The organism is Flavobacterium psychrotrophum (genome assembly GCF_003403075.1).
In the GTDB taxonomy this organism is placed as follows: Bacteria; Bacteroidota; Bacteroidia; order Flavobacteriales; family Flavobacteriaceae; genus Flavobacterium; species Flavobacterium psychrotrophum.
The window spans coordinates 3,333,130-3,351,465 of the sequence record NZ_CP031557.1; the positions used below are offsets into that span (position 1 = coordinate 3,333,130).

17 protein-coding genes are annotated in these 18,336 nt (G+C 42.4%); 9 read left to right on the forward strand and 8 right to left on the reverse strand.

Features of this window, described 5'->3' with window-relative positions:
- Window positions 1-6: 6 nt before the first annotated feature.
- Entirely contained in the window at window positions 7-336 is a 330-nt protein-coding gene (locus DYH63_RS14320) for a MerR family transcriptional regulator (protein WP_116789447.1), read from the reverse strand.
- On the reverse strand, window positions 337-1,314 hold the full coding sequence (locus DYH63_RS14325; RefSeq protein ID WP_116789448.1) for a M23 family metallopeptidase: 978 nt from the start codon (window positions 1,312-1,314) through the stop codon (window positions 337-339). It lies immediately after the preceding gene.
- A 166-nt stretch (window positions 1,315-1,480) separates the two neighbouring features.
- On the opposite strand from DYH63_RS14325, the gene alaS reads away from it, so the two are divergent.
- The 5 genes from alaS to DYH63_RS14350 all read left to right on the forward strand — a co-directional run bounded on the left by alaS (window position 1,481) and on the right by DYH63_RS14350 (window position 7,318).
- Window positions 1,481-4,108 (forward strand): alanine--tRNA ligase, encoded by a 2,628-nt coding sequence (gene alaS / locus DYH63_RS14330; RefSeq protein ID WP_116789449.1) that lies wholly within the window; start codon window positions 1,481-1,483, stop codon window positions 4,106-4,108.
- A 131-nt stretch (window positions 4,109-4,239) separates the two neighbouring features.
- The gene (locus DYH63_RS14335) at window positions 4,240-4,986 is read left to right on the forward strand and encodes a hypothetical protein (RefSeq protein ID WP_116789450.1); all 747 of its coding nucleotides are present in this window, start codon (window positions 4,240-4,242) and stop codon (window positions 4,984-4,986) included.
- Window positions 4,987-5,313: 327 nt separating this feature from the next.
- Entirely contained in the window at window positions 5,314-5,691 is a 378-nt protein-coding gene (locus DYH63_RS14340) for a GxxExxY protein (RefSeq protein ID WP_116789451.1), read from the forward strand.
- 5 nt (window positions 5,692-5,696) lie between these two features.
- Window positions 5,697-6,653 (forward strand): GSCFA domain-containing protein, encoded by a 957-nt coding sequence (locus tag DYH63_RS14345; RefSeq protein ID WP_116789452.1) that lies wholly within the window; start codon window positions 5,697-5,699, stop codon window positions 6,651-6,653.
- Between the two features lie 50 nt (window positions 6,654-6,703).
- Complete coding sequence (locus DYH63_RS14350; protein WP_116789453.1) at window positions 6,704-7,318, forward strand: DUF4230 domain-containing protein; 615 nt, start codon at window positions 6,704-6,706, stop codon at window positions 7,316-7,318.
- A gap of 35 nt (window positions 7,319-7,353) precedes the next feature.
- Here the strand turns inward: DYH63_RS14350 and DYH63_RS14355 are convergent, their stop codons facing one another.
- From DYH63_RS14355 to DYH63_RS21345, 4 genes are all read right to left on the reverse strand, one after another.
- Window positions 7,354-9,114 carry an aromatic amino acid hydroxylase gene (locus DYH63_RS14355; RefSeq protein ID WP_116789454.1) on the reverse strand — a complete coding sequence of 587 codons (1,761 nt, stop codon included), beginning with the start codon at window positions 9,112-9,114 and terminating at the stop codon, window positions 7,354-7,356.
- 371 nt (window positions 9,115-9,485) lie between these two features.
- Window positions 9,486-10,049 carry a DUF4136 domain-containing protein gene (locus DYH63_RS14360; RefSeq protein WP_116789455.1) on the reverse strand — a complete coding sequence of 188 codons (564 nt, stop codon included), beginning with the start codon at window positions 10,047-10,049 and terminating at the stop codon, window positions 9,486-9,488.
- Window positions 10,050-10,125: 76 nt separating this feature from the next.
- On the reverse strand, window positions 10,126-12,117 hold the full coding sequence (gene hutU, locus DYH63_RS14365; protein ID WP_116789456.1) for a urocanate hydratase: 1,992 nt from the start codon (window positions 12,115-12,117) through the stop codon (window positions 10,126-10,128).
- 75 nt (window positions 12,118-12,192) lie between these two features.
- On the reverse strand, window positions 12,193-12,369 hold the full coding sequence (locus DYH63_RS21345) for a C1orf53 family protein (protein ID WP_162927038.1): 177 nt from the start codon (window positions 12,367-12,369) through the stop codon (window positions 12,193-12,195).
- 189 nt (window positions 12,370-12,558) lie between these two features.
- Here DYH63_RS21345 and DYH63_RS14370 point away from each other — a divergent pair, with 189 nt between their 5' ends.
- Complete coding sequence (locus DYH63_RS14370; RefSeq protein ID WP_116789457.1) at window positions 12,559-12,891, forward strand: hypothetical protein; 333 nt, start codon at window positions 12,559-12,561, stop codon at window positions 12,889-12,891.
- A gap of 84 nt (window positions 12,892-12,975) precedes the next feature.
- Window positions 12,976-14,082: an 8-amino-7-oxononanoate synthase gene (locus tag DYH63_RS14375; RefSeq protein WP_240409012.1), complete on the forward strand. Its 1,107-nt coding sequence runs from the start codon at window positions 12,976-12,978 to the stop codon at window positions 14,080-14,082.
- Here DYH63_RS14375 and DYH63_RS14380 read toward each other — a convergent pair.
- Window positions 14,079-14,957: a diacylglycerol/lipid kinase family protein gene (locus DYH63_RS14380; RefSeq protein WP_116789459.1), complete on the reverse strand. Its 879-nt coding sequence runs from the start codon at window positions 14,955-14,957 to the stop codon at window positions 14,079-14,081. The two genes, DYH63_RS14375 and DYH63_RS14380, sit on opposite strands and share 4 nt — an antisense overlap.
- Window positions 14,958-15,026: 69 nt before the next feature.
- On the opposite strand from DYH63_RS14380, the gene DYH63_RS14385 reads away from it, so the two are divergent.
- The gene (locus DYH63_RS14385) at window positions 15,027-15,995 is read left to right on the forward strand and encodes an App1 family protein phosphatidate phosphatase (protein ID WP_116789460.1); all 969 of its coding nucleotides are present in this window, start codon (window positions 15,027-15,029) and stop codon (window positions 15,993-15,995) included.
- 80 nt (window positions 15,996-16,075) lie between these two features.
- Complete coding sequence (locus DYH63_RS14390) at window positions 16,076-16,381, forward strand: hypothetical protein (RefSeq protein WP_116789461.1); 306 nt, start codon at window positions 16,076-16,078, stop codon at window positions 16,379-16,381.
- Window positions 16,382-16,416: 35 nt separating this feature from the next.
- Here the strand turns inward: DYH63_RS14390 and DYH63_RS14395 are convergent, their stop codons facing one another.
- On the reverse strand, window positions 16,417-18,327 hold the full coding sequence (locus DYH63_RS14395) for an ABC-F family ATP-binding cassette domain-containing protein (protein WP_116789462.1): 1,911 nt from the start codon (window positions 18,325-18,327) through the stop codon (window positions 16,417-16,419).
- Window positions 18,328-18,336: the final 9 nt, after the last annotated feature.

The window sequence follows — 18,336 nt, forward strand, 5'->3', positions numbered from 1 at the left end:
ATGTTTTTAAAGTTCTTTTTTAATATTGATCAATTGTGTTTTTATAGCCTCTAATTTACGGATAATTTCAAAGGTATCCATAGTTTTCTTCTGTCCACCCTTAAGGTGCACCTTTGCACCATCAAGTGTAAAGCCGCGCTCTTTTACCAAATGGTAAATAAGTTGCAGGTTCTTTACGTCTTCGGGCGTAAACATACGGTTGCCTTTGGCATTCTTTTTTGGCTTAAGCACGTCAAATTCCTTATCCCAAAAGCGGATAAGCGACGCGTTAACATCAAAGGCTTTGGCAAGTTCGCCAATACTGTAATATCTTTTTTCGGGCAGGTCTAAGTGCATTTAGTCGAGCGATTGATTTTCCTGGTTAGCTAATTTAGCAATTAAAACATATTCTTTTGCAGAAATATTTCCATAATAAAAGTTAAGCGGGTTTACCACAGTACCGTTTTTGTGCACTTCATAATGCAGATGGGGTGCCTCGCTGCGGCCTGTGCTACCTACATAGCCTATAATGTCGCCACGTTTTACACGCTGCCCTGCCCTTACGGCAAATTTGCTCATGTGCCCATACAGTGTCTGGTAGCCATAGCCATGGTTTATAACCACACGGTTACCGTAGCCAGACATTTTATTATCTGCTGCATAAACCACGCCATCTCCGGTGGCATAGATAACCGTACCGGTACGTGCACTAAAATCCATGCCTGCATGAAACTTACGCACCTTTGTAAACGGGTCGCTCCTGTACCCAAAGCCCGATGCCATCTGGCGCAGGTCTTCGTTTTTTACCGGTTGTATGGCCGGTATGGCAGTAAGCAGTTTTGCTTTATCTTTTGCCAGTTTGGCTATTTCATCAAGGCTCTGGCTTTGTATCACAATTTCCTTAGCCAGTACATCTAATCGTTTTGTAGTATTCTTTACCAGGTCGCTGTTGTTGTATCCTTCTATAGATTTATAACGGTTAACCCCGCCAAAGCCTGCCGTGCGCTGCTCTTCAGGAATAGGTGTGGCGTTAAAATAAGTGCGGTAAACATTATTATCACGGTCTTCTACACTATTCAGTGCCTCTTCCATCAGGGCACTTTTGCGGTTCAGTATCTCATACTGCAATTTCATACTCTCAATTTCGCGGGTAAGCAGCCTGTCTTTAGGGGTTTCAAAAAACGGCGTATTTAGCAGTACCACAAAACACAAAAACCCAAACAGTGCAGCTGCCACTATAAACAGCAGCGCCACGCCTATCTTTTTACCCTTTTTGGTCTTTATTTTATGAAAGGCCAGCTTTTCAGGATCGTAATAATATTTTGCCTTCGCCATGTGGTTAAATTATTCTATTTTTGCACCTTAACGGTAAAAACCGTGCCGGGCGCCTGCATCCATAACGGACAAATGTAATAAATGTTACGGTTTTACCGCTAATTTTAGGCTGCCAAAGGTATTTTAATTGTAATATTGAACTCATTAAACAAACTTTCATACGAGCATGAAATCCCAGGATATCAGGAAACAATTCCTGCAATTTTTTGAAGACAGGGGCCACTTAATTGTCCCGTCTGCACCCATAGTTACTAAAGACGACCCTACCCTTATGTTTAACAACAGCGGTATGGCACAGTTTAAGGAGTTTTTTCTTGGCAACGGCACGCCGAAAAGTAAGCGTATTGCCGACACCCAAAAATGCCTTCGCGTAAGCGGAAAGCACAACGACCTGGAAGATGTAGGCTTTGACACCTACCACCACACCATGTTTGAGATGCTGGGTAACTGGAGCTTTGGCGACTACTTTAAAAAAGAAGCCATTAACTGGGCATGGGAACTGCTTACCGAAGTATATAAAATACCGAAAGACATACTGTATGTATCTGTGTTTGAAGGCAGCCCCGAAGAAGGTGTACCTTTTGACCAGGAGGCATACGACATATGGAAAGGCCTGATAGATGAAGACCGCATTATTCTTGGCAACAAGAAAGACAACTTTTGGGAAATGGGCGACCAGGGACCGTGCGGGCCATGTTCTGAAATTCACGTAGACATTCGCTCTGCTGAGGAGAAAGCACTGGTATCTGGCAAGAGCCTGGTTAACAACGACCACCCACACGTGGTGGAGATATGGAACAACGTATTTATGGAGTTTAACCGTAAGGCAGATAAAAGCCTGGAGAAACTGCCTGCACAGCACGTAGATACCGGTATGGGCTTTGAGCGCCTGTGCATGGTGCTGCAAGGTGTACAGAGTAACTATGATACTGATGTATTTACCCCGCTTATTACTAAAATAGAAGCCGTAACCGGTACTAAATATGTAGCTAAAAACGCTACGCCCGAAGAAGAAAAAGTAAACATAGCAATACGCGTAGTGGCAGACCACGTGCGTGCAGTAGCCTTTGCTATTGCAGATGGGCAGCTACCATCTAACGGTGGTGCGGGCTATGTTATCCGCAGGATATTAAGAAGGGCTATTCGTTATGCGTTTACCTTCCTTAACAAAAAAGAGACATTCATCTACGAACTTGTTGCTGTACTGGCAGACCAGATGGGCGATTTCTTCCCGGAGATACGCCAACAGCAGTCGTTGGTAACAAATGTTATCCGTGAGGAAGAAAATTCATTCTTACGCACGCTTGACCAGGGGCTTCAGCTACTGGATAATGTTATTAGTGAAACTAAAGGTACTGAAGTTAGTGGCGAAAAAGCATTTGAACTATATGATACTTTCGGTTTCCCGGAAGACCTTACAGCGCTTATCCTTAAAGAAAAAGGCTTTAGCTACGACAAAGAAGGTTTTGATGCCGAGCTGTTAAAACAAAAAACACGCAGCCGTGCTGCATCTGAAGTTGCTAAAGACGACTGGGTTATACTTGTTGATGGTAATACCGAAAGTTTTGTAGGCTACGACCAGCTGGAAAACGAAGTACACATTACCCGTTACCGCAAGGTAGATTCTAAAAAAGACGGATTGCTGTATCAAATCGTTCTTAGTGCGACTCCTTTCTACCCGGAAGGCGGCGGTCAGGTAGGCGACCGTGGTGTACTTAAATCGGCTAACGAAACCATTGAAGTACTGGACACTAAAAAAGAGAACAACCTTATACTGCACATTACTAAAGAGCTGCCAGAAAATGTAAAGGCGGCCTTTACCGCTATGGTAAATCCGCTGCTAAGGCATGAGAGTGAGAGCAACCATACTGCTACACACTTACTGCACCAGGCACTGCGCCATATACTGGGTACGCACGTAGAGCAAAAAGGATCGTTAGTAAGTCCGGGCTACCTGAGGTTTGACTTTTCGCATTTTGCAAAAGTTACCGAAGAGGAGCAGCAAAAAGTAGAAGACTTTGTAAATGCCCGTATATTCGAGCACCTGCCGCTTGTAGAGCGCAGGAGCATTCCGTTTAAACAAGCGGTAGAAGAAGGTGCTATGGCGCTCTTTGGCGAAAAATATGGCGATAATGTACGCGCTATTAAATTTGGCGACAGCATGGAGCTTTGCGGTGGTACACACGTTAAGAACACTGCCGATATCTGGTCGTTTAAAATAGTAAGCGAAGGTGCCGTTGCAGCAGGTATACGCCGTATTGAAGCCATAACAGGCAACGCGGTAAAAGATTTCTTTGCATCGCAGGAAAAAACCCTGGCTGAAATTAAGGCTACACTAAAAAATCCGCAGGATACGCTTAAAGCTGTGGTATCATTACAGGATGAAAATGCTAAACTAAAAAAACAACTGGAGCAGCTACTACGCGATAAGGCCAAAAACCTTAAAGGCGAACTTGCAGGCGAGCTACAGGAAATAAACGGGGTGAAATTCCTGGCCAAACAGGTTGACCTTGATGCTAACGGCGCTAAAGATTTAGCCTATGAGCTTGGTAACCTGGGCACGAACCTGTTCCTTGTATTAGCTACTGTTACAGAAGACAAACCAATGCTTACCTGCTATATCTCTAAAGAGCTTGCTACTGAGAAAGGCCTTAACGCCGGGCAGGTAGTGCGCGAACTGGGTAAATACATTCAGGGCGGCGGCGGCGGACAGCCATTCTTTGCTACAGCAGGTGGTAAAAATGCTGCCGGTGTACCGGAGGCTTTAAGCGCTGCTGAGAATTTTATAAAGTAATTTACTTTTAATACATATGCAAGGGCAGCCGGTTGGCTGCCCTTTATTTTTTAATGCTATTTAAAGCAAGCCCTATAACGTAATAGCTATTGTTTATATATTTGCTGTAAAATGCTTAACAAAAGAAAAAAATGAAAAATATCTTATTATTTATGCTTGCCACATCGCTGACATCATGCTCTGATGACAGTGGCTATTTGGGTGGCGGCGGCACCTCAACACCGATGCTGCGCACTACAGTAGAAACAGCACCAAACGGCACTACGTTTACCTCGCAATACAGGTATAGTGATGATCAACTACTTGAAGTTACACACAGCAATGGCACAAACGAAGTCTACTCTTATGCCGGCGATTTTTTAACAGAGGTCAACTTTTACACTAATGGCAGCCTGGTTAAAAAAGATGTATACAAATACACAACTTCGGGTGTTTTCGGCGAATTTACCTCATACGACTATACCGCTACAGATGCCAACAAAAGTGCCTTTAAATCGACTTATTCTTACAATGGCAACAATGTAACCGTTACACGCTACACCGGCGGGCCGCAAAATCAAAACCAGGTTGTAGATACCTTAGCACTTACACTAAACAGTAGTGGCGATATTTTAAAAGCAGCCGGTTCTAAAATGACCACGACCTACAACTTCGATGCAAAAAAAGCTCCGCTTAGTTCATCTACAGCATATCTTGTAAGAACACTTGCGGCATTAGAGGGTGGTGCTCATAATATAACTACAGTGCAGTCAACCCAAAACAATACTGTTAGTAACAGCTACAGCACATATACTTATAACACCGATGATTACCCGGCGAGCGAAACGCATACCGAACCCGATGGCAGTGTGCATACTACGCTGTATACCTACAATTAATCCCTATGTTTTTTTTTCTCGCAAAGACGCAAAGGCGCAAAGCTTATGACGATTAAATGAATGCAGAGCATTTAAACTTTGCGCCTTTGCGTCTTTGCGAGATTTTTATTTAATGGGCTATAATATATTTCTAATCCAGAAAACTATTCTCTAATTTGAGAAGATGTCAAGGCGCAAGCTTATGATGATTAAATAAATGCGGAGCATTTAAGCTTTGCGCCTTAGCGTCTTTGCGAGATTTTTAATCCTAATAATTTCTTCAGTGAAACTTGTATTGATTTCGCGAAATGCTTTTGCTATATTCGCTTAACATACCAAACCCACCTGATGACTGAGAATGAACTATCAAAAATAATTGTAGACACTTGCTATAAAATCCACACAAAGCTTGGCCCCGGACTTTTAGAATCCGTTTATGAACATATTCTGAGCTATGAACTTACAAATGCAGGACTCACGATAGAAAGGCAGAAAGGCTTACCTGTTTTTTGGGACGGATTAATAATGGACATTGGTTTTAGGGCAGATCTGATTGTGCAAAATAAAGTTATTATTGAGCTAAAATCTATAGAAAAAATAATGCCCGTTCATCAAAAGCAGATGCTAACATATTTACGCATAACCGGTCTTAAACTTGGCTTATTAGTAAATTTCAATGAAGCTTTGATAAAAAACGGAATAACAAGAATCGTCCATAATTTATAAGACCCATGCAGTTTACAACCCACATCCCTATCGCTGAAAGCAATATAAAAATTGACTACAATTCCCATATTGTGTCGTTAGGGTCTTGCTTTGCGGTAAACATAGGGCAAAAGCTTGACTATTTTAAGTTCAGGAATACAACCAACCCTTTTGGTATATTGTTCCACCCACTGGCCCTTGAAAAGGTTATCAGGTATGCCATTGAAGATAAAATTTTTACGGAGACTGATATCTTTTACCATAACGAACGTTGGCATTGCTATGATGCGCACAGCGACCTGAGCCATACTGACAGTTCACAACTAGTACAGTCACTTAACGGTGCTGCACTACAACTGCGCAACGAAATAATGCAGGCAAGCCACATTATTATAACCCTGGGTACCGCATGGGTGTACCGCCTTATAGAAACGGAATCGCTTGTAGCCAATTGCCATAAAGTACCGCAAAAAGAATTTACGAAAGAACTACTCTCTGTTGAGCATATCAGCACAGGATTACGCGGTATCGTTTCGGCAATAGCCAATGTAAATCCGTCAGCGCATCTTATTTTTACGGTATCGCCCGTACGCCATATAAAAGATGGCTTTATAGAAAATCAGTGGAGCAAGGCAAACCTCATCTCAGCACTACACCAGACATTGAATACTGAACACCGAATACTGAACACTGGCTACTTCCCTTCTTACGAAATCATGATGGATGAACTGCGTGATTACCGCTTTTATGCCGAAGACATGATTCACCCCAACCAAATGGCTATTGACTACATCTGGGAACGTTTTACCAATACCTATGTATCTGAAGAAGCACAGCAGACTATGAAGCTGGCCGATGGCATACAAAAGGGATTACAGCACCGATCGTTTAATCCTGAATCTGACAGCCACAAAAAGTTCCTGGATAACCTTGGCACAAAGATTGCATCCTTAAGCAAAAAGCATCCGCATATAAAGTTTTAAGGATGCTATAACACAGTGTTCTTAATACTATTCTTACATTTAAAATAAAAATGCTTAAAAAAATCCTTGTTGCCGCAGCGGCGATTATTCTTATAGTACTTGCATTTAAATACTGCGAATTTAAAGATGACGACAGCGACAAAACCACCATTGAAGAAACCGCGCTTATACAGCAGCAACTTAAAAATGTGGGTAAGCTGGTAGTTACCGAAGGTCATTACAGCGAAGTACTGACGTATAAAAACAAACAGAGCTATATGATGGATATGGTATCTTTTGACAAAAAGGCTATGGTAGTGGTTAATGCAGATGCCACAGTAAGTTATGACCTAAGGCAGATTCAGTATGACATTAATGAAACGACCAAAACCATAACGATAAAGAACATACCGAAGGAAGAGATAAAAATAAGCCCCGACATTAAATTTTATGATGTGCAGCAAAGTACCTTTAATGAATTTACGGGTGCCGATTATAACAAGATCAGCACACAGGTAAAGGCCAGCCTGCGCAAAAAAATAGAAAAGAGTTCGCTTAAGACCAATGCACAGAACCGCCTGCTAAGCGAACTGAGCAAAATACTGATACTTACAAACACTATGGGCTGGACGCTGCAATATAACGGACAGCCGGTGCAGAACGAAAACATGAACACCCTGCTATAAAAAAAGCGTCCTGTATCGGGACGCTTTTTTGGGGTTTAAAGTACACTTTCTTTTTCAAATATAAGTTCCAGTCCGCCGGTAATAAGATGGGCTACCTTAGGACGTTTTTCTTTTACTTCATCAAGATGTTTTAGCACATCCTGTAACAATACTGTATCATTTTGTTTGTGCAGCAGCTCTGCAATCTCTACAGATAATAACCAGTCAGAGGAATGACTTTCTGTAAGCTTGGCAAACACCTCATCTATGCTAAATGCTGCTTCTTTACCTTCGCGAATGTTACGAATGGCCTGGTACAGTTTTTCAAGCTCTTCCCTCTCAGCAGATTTCTTTGCCTTGATGGTTTTGCTTGATGGTACATGGCTAACCATATCAAAACTCTTAACATCGGCAGGGCCACTAAAAGCAGATATTACTTTTTTGCCCACGGCCATATCATAAATACCCCACTCCGGCTGGAACAGCACAGTATCATTATGGGTAACCGTACAGTTCTTAAAGCTTATCAGGATAATTTTACCCTGAAGGTTTCGCGTGCCTGTAATAATATCTCCGGTAACGGTAATATCGCCTTCAAACTCCAACGTTACGGTAAGGCCCTCATAAATGTTATAGGCCATCAGGTCACGCGGGCTCATGTCTTCAATAGCCAGGTTGATGCCCTTAAGCCTCCCCACCGGGCTGCCAAAGCCTTCGGCGTGGTATGAAGTATCATGACCTACCAGTTCTTTTTCTCGGTAAGACAATGCTGTTTTACCCGTAGTTTGTATATAAACGGGTTTGCCCTCGTTTTCAATGACATTAGTAAACACACCCGATATTTGTATGCCGGTACTTAATTCTACCGTGCCAAGTGCCTTACTCTTTATCAGTTTTTCAAGTCCGCTGAGGCCTCCGGTGCGTAGTGCCATTTTATTAGCAAACTCCTCCAGTACCAGGCTAAGGTGTGCAAAATCCGGCGTTACAAAAAGTTGTGGCTGTAGTTTTGTAATATCAAATCCCCGATAGGCTGCATTAATATCGTACGGCAATTTTGCTACATTATCGGTCATGCACCAGGCGCTCTCACCAATAGACGACAACAGTCCGGCACCGTATATCTTAGGATCTTCAGGCGTACCAATAAGGCCGTACTCTACCGTCCACCAGTGCAGGTTGCGTATAAGCGCCATCTCACTGGGCTCGGCAGGTTCATTTTGTAACTGGTCTACACGAAGTTCTATGGCATCAATTTCATCCTGCGGTGTACCCTCGGCTTCCTTAAGTATCGAAAGCAGGCGTATGGCTTCATAAATTTCGTAATCACGTGCCGATGATATGGCCTTACAGCCTATTTCGCCAAAGCGGCGCAGGTATTCGGCATATTCAGGATTTGCAATTATGGGAGCGTGCCCGGCACCCTCGTGAATAATATCGGGCGCGGGCGTGTATTCTATGTTTTCGAGCTGGCGAATGTCTGATGCAATAACAAGCACGTTATAGGCCTGAAACTCCATAAATGCATTCGGCGGAATAAACCCGTCTACCGCTACGGCAGCCCAGCCTATTTCCTGCAATATGCGGTTCATGCCATACATACTGGGAATATTCTCTGTTTCTATACCCGTTTTTTTAAGCCCTTCAAGGTACGACTCATGTGCTACACGGCTAAGATAGTCTACATTTTTTCGCATAACATAGCGCCACACCGCCTGGTTTATAGGTGTGTACTCAGCATAATCCTGCGGTTTTATAAACTGCCTTAAATGATTGGGAAGCCTTTCCAGAAGCGGATTGCTTTCAAATGGTGCGCTCATGCGTTTTATAATTATATATAGCTTTTGTAAAATTAAGAATTTATTATCAATATTTACAAAAACGACAGTATTATAACTTATTCGCTACAGCAACAATCTATTTATTACAGATATCACAAAAAAGCGAAAGCCGCGGTTGATGAAACTGCGACTTTCAGGACAAAGTAATAATGAAATTTAAGATAACATAAAACTACTACACATGCTGGCTTTACTCACCTCACCGCACGTTGTATCTTTAATGTAATATCCAAATATAGTTCCTACCCACTTTAGGTTTTAATTAATGAGGTAAAGCACATATTTATTGAGGTAAACAAAAAAGCCTGACTAAAAAATCAGGCTTTTCAAAAGTCAAATTATCATGACCTTTATTTATCTTTTTTTGGAGGAAACTGTGCAATAATCTTATTTACAAACTCGTTAATACGGGTTGTTTTTTTATCGCGGTTTTGAGTAAGCACACCATTGCCTATGCCCTGCCAAACCAGTTCTTTCTTTTTAGCATCAATAACATCAATGTAAAGTGTGCCTTCGGTCTGGGTACTTACAGAGGTGTAATTACCTCCCCAGCCCCATGGACCTCCCCAGCCGTAACCTCCCCAGCCCCAGCCGCCATAACCCCAACCGCCGTAGCCGCCAAAGTTATTTACGTTGACATCTTTACTGGCTTTGGTAAAAAAGTTAATAAACACATCGGGCTTATCACTTTTAGTCAGGCCTTTGGCTGTAAGTTCTGTATCGAGCGCTTTCATGATCCGCTTTTTATCAAGGTCGCTAATTTCAGCCTTGTCAACCCCGTCTTTTAAAAAGCCGTACGTTTTAAAGGTTGTAAAATCAGTATTGTCATCATAATCCGTATTTACGTTAACAGATGCACAGCTTACCGCAAAAGTAGTAAGCACAAAGAGCGAGAGCAATTTTATCGTTTTCATAGGACGAAGAATAAAGGTTAATTTTATTTCAATAGCAATTTACGCCTCAGCATCTGGTAACAATGTATCCGGAATATTACAGGTTAAGCAGGTTATCGCTTACCGTGTTTGGCAACGTTACCTTAAGCAGCGGCTCGTTCTCCATAGCACGTTTTATGGCAAAAACTGCACCTTCGTTCCTGGCCCAACTGCGCCTTGCAATACCGTTGTTAACATCCCAAAAAAGCATTGATTCTAAGCGCCTTGACGCATCTGGTGTACCATCAAGAACCATGCCGAAGCCACCGTTAATTACCTCACCCCAGCCTACGCCGCCGCCGTTGTGGATGCTTACCCACGTAGCCCCGCGGAAGCTGTCGCCAATAACGTTTTGTATGGCCATATCGGCTGTAAAGCGCGAACCGTCGTATATATTGCTGGTTTCCCTGTAAGGCGAATCGGTACCGCTTACATCATGATGGTCGCGGCCTAAAACCACAGACCCTATTTTACCGGCTGCAATAGCCTCATTAAAGGCACGCGCTATGTTGGTACGCCCTTCAGCATCGGCATATAATATGCGTGCCTGAGAGCCTACTACCAGTTTATTTTGTTGTGCACCTTTTATCCAGCGAATGTTATCTTCCATCTGCTGGCGAATTTCTGCCGGTGCATCTTTAGCCATTTCTTCCAGCACCGATGCAGCTATAGCATCTGTAGCCTGTAAATCTTCGGGCTTACCCGAAGTACAAACCCAGCGGAATGGCCCAAAACCAAAGTCAAAACACATAGGCCCCATAATATCCTGCACATAGCTTGGGTATTTAAAGTCGATGCCGTTTGGCGCCATAATATCAGCACCGGCGCGCGATGCCTCTAACAAAAATGCGTTACCGTAGTCAAAAAAGTAAGTCCCTTTTTCGGTATGCTTGTTAATGGCATTGGTTTGCCTGCGTAACGATTCGTGCACTTCGGCCTTAAAGGCTTCCGGGTTGTTTGCCATCAGCTCGTTCGATTCTTCTAATGATAAACCAACAGGATAATAGCCACCTGCCCACGGGTTGTGCAGCGAGGTTTGGTCGCTACCCAGGTCGATATATATATTTTCGCGGTCAAATTTTTCCCATACGTCTACTATGTTGCCCTGGTAGGCTATAGAAACGATTTCTTTATTGGCTTTCGCCAATGCTACGCGTGCTACCAGCGCATCAAGATCTGTTATTACTTCATCTACCCAGCCCTGGCTGTGGCGTGTCGTTACGGCTTTAGGGTTAACCTCTGCACATACAGTAATGCAGCCTGCAATATTTCCGGCTTTAGGCTGAGCACCGCTCATACCCCCAAGCCCGGAAGTTACAAACAGTTTACCTGCTAATCCTTCGCCGTCTTTTGCAATTTTACGTCCGCCGTTAAGTACTGTAATGGTAGTACCATGCACAATACCCTGCGGGCCAATGTACATATAGCTGCCTGCCGTCATTTGCCCATATTGCGATACGCCCAGTGCGTTGAATTTCTCCCAGTCATTCGGCTTGCTGTAATTAGGTATTACCATACCGTTTGTAACCACCACCCTTGGCGCTTCTTTATGCGACGGAAACAATCCCATAGGATGCCCGCTATACATAGCCAATGTTTGCTCATCGGTCATTTCGGCAAGGTATTTCATGGTAAGGCGGTACTGTGCCCAGTTCTGGAACACCGCGCCGTTACCACCATAGGTAATAAGCTCATGCGGGTGCTGTGCCACTGCATAGTCGAGGTTGTTTTGTATCATCAGCATAATGGCTTTTGCCTGTACTGACTTGCCCGGGTATTCATCAATCGGTCGGGCATACATTTTGTAATCAGGACGCAGGCGGTACATATAAATGCGCCCGTAAGTATCCAGCTCTTCTGCAAATTCCTTAACCAGAACAGCATGGTGCTCTGCCTCAAAATAACGCAGTGCATTGCGCAATGCCAGCTTGCGTTCTTCCGGCGAAAGAATGTCTTTACGCTTTGGCGCGTGGTTAATAGCTGTATCGTATGGTTTTAGCTCCGGTAATATGGCCGGTATGCCTTCTAATATTTGCTGTTCGAATGTCATGTTTTATTAGTGTTCGGTGTTAAGTGATCAGTATTCAGTGCAACTATCTGCCAACTGAGTACTGATTACTAAACACTATTTTTTAAATTCTCCTGTTCGTTTGTCAAACCCATACGGGCAATGACGGCAGCCACTCTTGCAGCAATAGCCGCGTTTTAAATGCCAGGCTTCGGTAAATACCTTATAGCCTTCGGGCGAGAGGTAATAATCTTCGCCTTCTATTAATATATTTCCAAAATTTCCGCTGCTCATATACGCAAATTTATGAACTTTAAACAGAACTCATTTAAACTTTTTTCAATTGGCTGCAAAATGCTCTTTTTGTGCTATATTTCACCTGTTTTATTACTCCGTAGCGCTGCTATGCAGTGCAAAAAAGTCAAAATATAGCACAAAAATTTCTATTTTTCGCTTCAATCAAAAAAGCTTAAATGAGTTCAAATGATAGTTGTTACCTCTAAATATTTAGTCCCAAAGGGTTATACCGCCATAGCATTATTTCCATTTGTCTTTGTAAGGGATGCGGCATTGGCATCGCATCCGGTACTGCTTAACCATGAGCGCATCCACCTGCGGCAACAGGCAGAATTGCTGGTGCTGCCTTTCTATATGTGGTATATTATTGAATATGGCATTCGCTATCTTAAATATAAAGACCAGAAAACTGCCTATCGCAATATTAGCTTTGAACGTGAAGCATATGCCAATGAAAAGAATATGGGATATCTAAGAAGCAGGTATTTCTGGAAATTCTTTAACTATTTGAAGATTTAATTTTCCATAACTTTACAACGTCTTAAAAAAAGACTTTATACCCATCCATTGGCAACACCTCTGCATTACAAGCTCTACAAACACGTGGCAGACCTGCCCCTTGCCTGGGATATACTTGCCCGTGAAAATGTATTTCTTTCGCGCGTCTATCTTTCGCTACTGGAACAATCAGCACCTGCTAATTTACAAGCGCATTTTATAGGCCTGTTTAAAGACGATGAACTTTGTGGCATTGCACTGGCGCAGTATATCGACCTGAGCAAAGTAGATACCTTTGTCCAGAAAAGGGCTTTTAGCATAAAAGATTATATATTCCAGAAATTTTCATCTAAAGTTTTGGTTATTGGTAACAATATGCTGACCGGCCAAAATGCTTATATTTTTAGCAAAAACATAAACGGAGCCGATGCCTTAAGGCAGTTAGAAAAAGCGCTGCTAAAGCTGAAAAAGAAATACCGCAAAAAGTGTATTTACATCAATATACTTTCGATAAAAGATTTTAACGAAAGTGAATTGCCCGACTTTAAAGCTGCAGGGTTTGAAGGGTATTACCAGTTTTGCACACAACCCAATATGGTTTTTGACATCAGGCCTCACTGGCTAAGCATGGATGACTATCTTACCGATCTAAGTACCAAGTACCGCACCCAGTATAACCGTGCCCGTAAAAAGGCCGAAGGCATAGAAAAGCGCAAACTTACCGAAGCTGAGATAAGAGAACACAACGCATGCATACAGCGCCTGTACCTTACTGTAGCCGGCAACGCATCTTTCAATACCTTTCATTTACCCGAAGACCATTTCCTTAAATTTAAGCAGCTACTGGGTAACGACTTTTTATTTTACGGATATTTTTTAGACAGCACTCTTATTGGCTTTAATACCCTTATAAAGAACGGCGCCGACATGGATACCTATTTTCTGGGCTATGATGCCGCACTGCAAAAAGAAAAAATGCTGTACCTTAATATGTTGTATGATATGGCGGGCTATGGCATAAAAAAGCAATTTAGCCATATTATTTTTGGCCGCAGCGCCATGGAAATAAAAAGCTCTATAGGTGCACGTGCCGAAAATGTTTACGGGCTGATAAAGCATACCAACCCGTTTATCAACTTTTTTATGGCAAAGCTGTTTACCTATTTTGACCCGGTTGTAAACTGGAAGGAGCGCAGCCCTTTTAAAGTTTAGGGTATTGCTACACGCAGTTGTTTGTGCAGTATCTTTATATCCAGTTTGCTTTCCTCTCCGCAAAATTCCCCATCGATCTGGAAACTTACCGGTACATTAGTAGTTACTGTAGCTTGTTTAGCCGAAATTATCTCTACGTGTTCCTTGTCATCCAGCGGCATATTACCGGCCAGTATTTTACCTATAAGTATAATATCAAGATTTTTAAGTATCACGATTTCAAACTTGCCATCATTCATTTTGCCCACAGGGTTAATGGTTACACCCGTGCCATAGCGCTGCGTGTTGGCAATTACTACCATACGGGCTTCTGTCTCTGTACTTTTCCCGTTGGCTTCTACAGTCACAATAAAAGGTTCGCCCAGCCCCTTTAATGTATTAATTGCCTGTAGGGCATAACCCAGCTTACCCCTTATATTAGAGCCCTCATAGTTTTTAACCAGCTCTGCGTTGGCTCCCAGGTCGCTCAGGTGCAGGCTTTTTTTGCCATTAATGCAAACCATATCCATTTCCATGGCATGTCCTTTAAAGGCTACTTTAAGATTTTCCTGTAAATCGTCGGGTAATTCAAGGTCAACAGATAATCCGTTAGCACTTCCTGCGGGTAGTATGCCTATTATAACATCATGATGCTCTACAGCTTCGGCCACAATTTTAATTGTACCATCGCCCCCTGCTACAAGTATCCGTGCAGGTTCATGCTCTTCATACAGACCTTTTATCGCTACTTGGTCGTCGTCGCCTGTAGTTTCATATTCTATAAGTTCAATACGTTCTGCCGAAGCAAAATCCCTTACGGCTGTTACCAGTTCAGTTTTATCAATACCACCTGCAATAGGGTTAATTATAAGCAAAAATTTATTTGGGCTACCCATTTCTCCTTTTTTTTGAATAAATTTAAAGATAATCAGTCACAACGATTCTTATTAAATATATAAATTTTAATGAAGCCAATTTTAAAACTGTACCGCGGATATGCCAACGACCAGGAATTTGTGGTCTTTGGCCACGTGTTTAAACCTAACACGGCAAATAGCTATGAGTTTGAAAAAAAACGCTTTAAAAATGCACGTTCCGTATTGCGGATGTTTACGGTTAAAACCATTCCTAACTATGAAGTATGGCTGGAACACGATGGTAAAAAAATACGCTCTAAAACATTAGCCGATGGCTACTTTAAATTCTGCATCCCGCTTACTGAAGAGATTGCCCACGGCTGGGCAGATTATTATGTAAGCATTTACCACGAAGGGGAAGAGATACGCGAAAAGGGCACCTATATAAGACCGTATGAGGGTAACCTGGGTTTTATATCTGATATTGACGACACCTTCCTGGTTTCGCATACGCGGAAGTTCTTTAAGAAAATCTATATACTGTTATTTAGGAACATTAACAGCCGTAAGATATTTAACGATGTGGTACCCCACTACCAGGCACTAAGTACGGCAGGCCGAAATAAGAAAAATGAGATGAATGCTTTTTTTTATGTATCGAGTAGCGAATGGAATCTTTATAACTTTATTGTAAAGTTTACCGAAAAGCACGAACTGCCCCGCGCCGTACTATTGCTAAAAGATATTAAGACCAGCCTGATGGACTTTTTTGTAACCGGGCGTGGTAACCACAACCACAAATTCGATAAGATAAAACACATACTGGAATTTTACCCGCACCTTCAATATACCTTACTGGGAGATGACTCTCAGCATGACCCCTATTTGTATGAAGATGTTTGCAAAATTTTCCCTTTAACGGTAAAAGCAGTCTACATTCGGCAAACCGGGCACAGTAAAAAAGAAAAACCTTTGGCAGCTATAAAAAACATGGAAGATATGGGCATAGCCGTATGTTATTTTAAAGACAGCAGCGAAGCTATTGAACACAGTAAACGCATAGGACTGATACTGTAAACTTTAAGTTTAATTTAAGTACGGTATATTTTATAATGATGTAACTTTATGTAAGAAATAACCATACAAAAATTAAGATCATGAAAAAAGTATTAATATTTTCAGGGCTTGCCTTAGTACTTATGGCATCCTGCAAAGACAAAGAAGTAGTGCCACCGCCTCCGCCACCTGTTGAGAATCCGGCACCACCACCGGCACCACGCCCACAAACAGAAAGCAGTTCTACAACTACTACTACCACAACAACAACCGCTACACCTGAAGACCCGGATGGTACATCAGTAAGCATAGGCAATGGCGGGGTAAGCATTAAAAGCAAAAACGGCACCGACAAAAATAATGTTACTGTAACCAAGAAAGAGGTTACTATTGAAAAAAAACAATAACCAAAAAGCCCTGCAATTACTTGCGGGGCTTTGTTTTATTTAGCATTCTCTATTTCTTCCTGAACGCTTTCCCATTCGACCATTAGTCCGTCTAGGTCCTTTTTCTTCTTTTCATACGCCGCAAAAAAAGAAGCATCGCCCATCAGTTTTTCCGGATGGTCTGCCAGTGCGCGGTCATCCTTCTGGATATCGCCCTCAAGCTGCTGTATCTGGCTTTCAATTTTACTTAGCTTATTTTGTAATGCCTTGCCTTTCTTTTGATCGTCAAAGCTTACAGGGGCTTTTACCTCTTTAACAGCCTGTGGCTTTACATCACGCTTTTCAACCTCGCGCATGTTCTGCATATTACGTTGCTCCAGGTAGTAATTTATATCGCCCAGGTACTCGCGTATTTTATGGTCTTTAAACTCATATACAATATTACTCATACCCTGCAGGAAATCCCTGTCGTGGCTAACAAGCAACAGCGTCCCCTCATATTTTTGAAGTGCTGCCTTAAGTACGTTCTTCGATTTAATGTCAAGGTGGTTGGTAGGCTCATCCATTACCAGCACATTGATGGGCTGGAGTAACAGTTTACATAATGCAAGACGGTTACGCTCCCCACCACTCAATACCTTTACCTTCTTCTCTACATCATCGCCACGGAAAAGGAATGAACCCAGCATATCGCGCACCTTACTACGGTTAGTATCGGTAGCTGCATCTTCCATGGTGCGTAACAACGTTATTTCACCATCTAAGTGTTCTGCCTGGTTTTGGGCAAAATAGCCCAGCTGTACATTATGGCCTAACTTTATAGTACCGGTGTAAGGAATTTCCTCCACTATAGCTTTAATAAACGTAGACTTTCCCTGGCCGTTTTGCCCCACAAAAGCAATTTTGCTGCCACGTTCTACAAGCAGGTTAAGGTCTTCAAGTATCAGTTTATCGCCATACTTTTTTGTTACGTGTTCGGCTTCCACCACTACACGACCTGGTGTTTGCGACACAGGAAAAGAGATATTCATTACAGAGTTGTCATCTTCATCAACTTCTATACGCTCTACCTTTTCCAGCTTCTTAATCATTGACTGCGCCATAGATGCCTTACTGGCTTTGGCACGAAACTTCTCAATAAGCTTCTCAGTATGCTCAATACTTTTTTGCTGGTTCTTTTGGGTAGCCAGTTGTTTTTCGCGAATTTCTTCACGCAAAATAAGGTATTCAGAATAAGGCTTGGCAAAATCGTATGCTTTACCCAGCGATATCTCTATGGTACGGTTAGTTACGTTATCAAGGAACATTTTATCGTGCGATACAATTACCACAACGCCCGGATACGTTCTAAGGAATGATTCCAGCCAGATAATACTTTCGATATCCAAGTGGTTGGTTGGCTCATCGAGCAGCAACACATCATTAGATTGTAGCAGCAGCTTGGCAAGTTCGATACGCATACGCCATCCTCCCGAAAAAGTATCGGTCAGCTTATCAAAATCATCACGTTTAAAACCAAGTCCCAGCAATATCCTTTCGGTATCACCCTGATAGTTATAACCGCCCAGAATTTCGTAGCGGTGTGTATAATCACTCAGGTCTTCTATAAGCTTAGAATAACCATCGCTCTCATAATCAGTTCGGGTAACCAGCTGGTGGTTGATCTCATCTATCTTTTCTTCTGCCTTTTTTATTTCGACAAAAGCCTGATAAGCTTCATCAAGCACAGTACGCCCGGGTATAAAGTCGATGTCCTGACGAAGGAAGCCCATACGAACTTCTTTCTCGGTAGCGATAACACCCGAATCCGGTGCAATATCTCCTGAAAGTATTTTTAACATGGTAGATTTTCCGGCACCATTCTTACCCACAAGGCCTACCCTGTCTCCGGCTCCAAGTCGAAAGGTTACTTCTTCAAAAAGATATGTACCTCCAAACGAAACCGATAAATTATGTATGTTAAGCATTATAAATGT

Coding starts and splice junctions, on each gene's coding strand:
- DYH63_RS14320 (WP_116789447.1), bottom strand. CDS start 336: ATGCACTTAGACCTGCCCGAAAAAAGATATTACAGTATTGGCGAACTT.
- DYH63_RS14325 (WP_116789448.1), bottom strand. CDS start 1,314: ATGGCGAAGGCAAAATATTATTACGATCCTGAAAAGCTGGCCTTTCAT.
- alaS (WP_116789449.1), top strand. CDS start 1,481: ATGAAATCCCAGGATATCAGGAAACAATTCCTGCAATTTTTTGAAGAC.
- DYH63_RS14335 (WP_116789450.1), top strand. CDS start 4,240: ATGAAAAATATCTTATTATTTATGCTTGCCACATCGCTGACATCATGC.
- DYH63_RS14340 (WP_116789451.1), top strand. CDS start 5,314: ATGACTGAGAATGAACTATCAAAAATAATTGTAGACACTTGCTATAAA.
- DYH63_RS14345 (WP_116789452.1), top strand. CDS start 5,697: ATGCAGTTTACAACCCACATCCCTATCGCTGAAAGCAATATAAAAATT.
- DYH63_RS14350 (WP_116789453.1), top strand. CDS start 6,704: ATGCTTAAAAAAATCCTTGTTGCCGCAGCGGCGATTATTCTTATAGTA.
- DYH63_RS14355 (WP_116789454.1), bottom strand. CDS start 9,114: ATGAGCGCACCATTTGAAAGCAATCCGCTTCTGGAAAGGCTTCCCAAT.
- DYH63_RS14360 (WP_116789455.1), bottom strand. CDS start 10,049: ATGAAAACGATAAAATTGCTCTCGCTCTTTGTGCTTACTACTTTTGCG.
- hutU (WP_116789456.1), bottom strand. CDS start 12,117: ATGACATTCGAACAGCAAATATTAGAAGGCATACCGGCCATATTACCG.
- DYH63_RS21345 (WP_162927038.1), bottom strand. CDS start 12,369: ATGAGCAGCGGAAATTTTGGAAATATATTAATAGAAGGCGAAGATTAT.
- DYH63_RS14370 (WP_116789457.1), top strand. CDS start 12,559: ATGATAGTTGTTACCTCTAAATATTTAGTCCCAAAGGGTTATACCGCC.
- DYH63_RS14380 (WP_116789459.1), bottom strand. CDS start 14,957: ATGGGTAGCCCAAATAAATTTTTGCTTATAATTAACCCTATTGCAGGT.
- DYH63_RS14385 (WP_116789460.1), top strand. CDS start 15,027: ATGAAGCCAATTTTAAAACTGTACCGCGGATATGCCAACGACCAGGAA.
- DYH63_RS14390 (WP_116789461.1), top strand. CDS start 16,076: ATGAAAAAAGTATTAATATTTTCAGGGCTTGCCTTAGTACTTATGGCA.
- DYH63_RS14395 (WP_116789462.1), bottom strand. CDS start 18,327: ATGCTTAACATACATAATTTATCGGTTTCGTTTGGAGGTACATATCTT.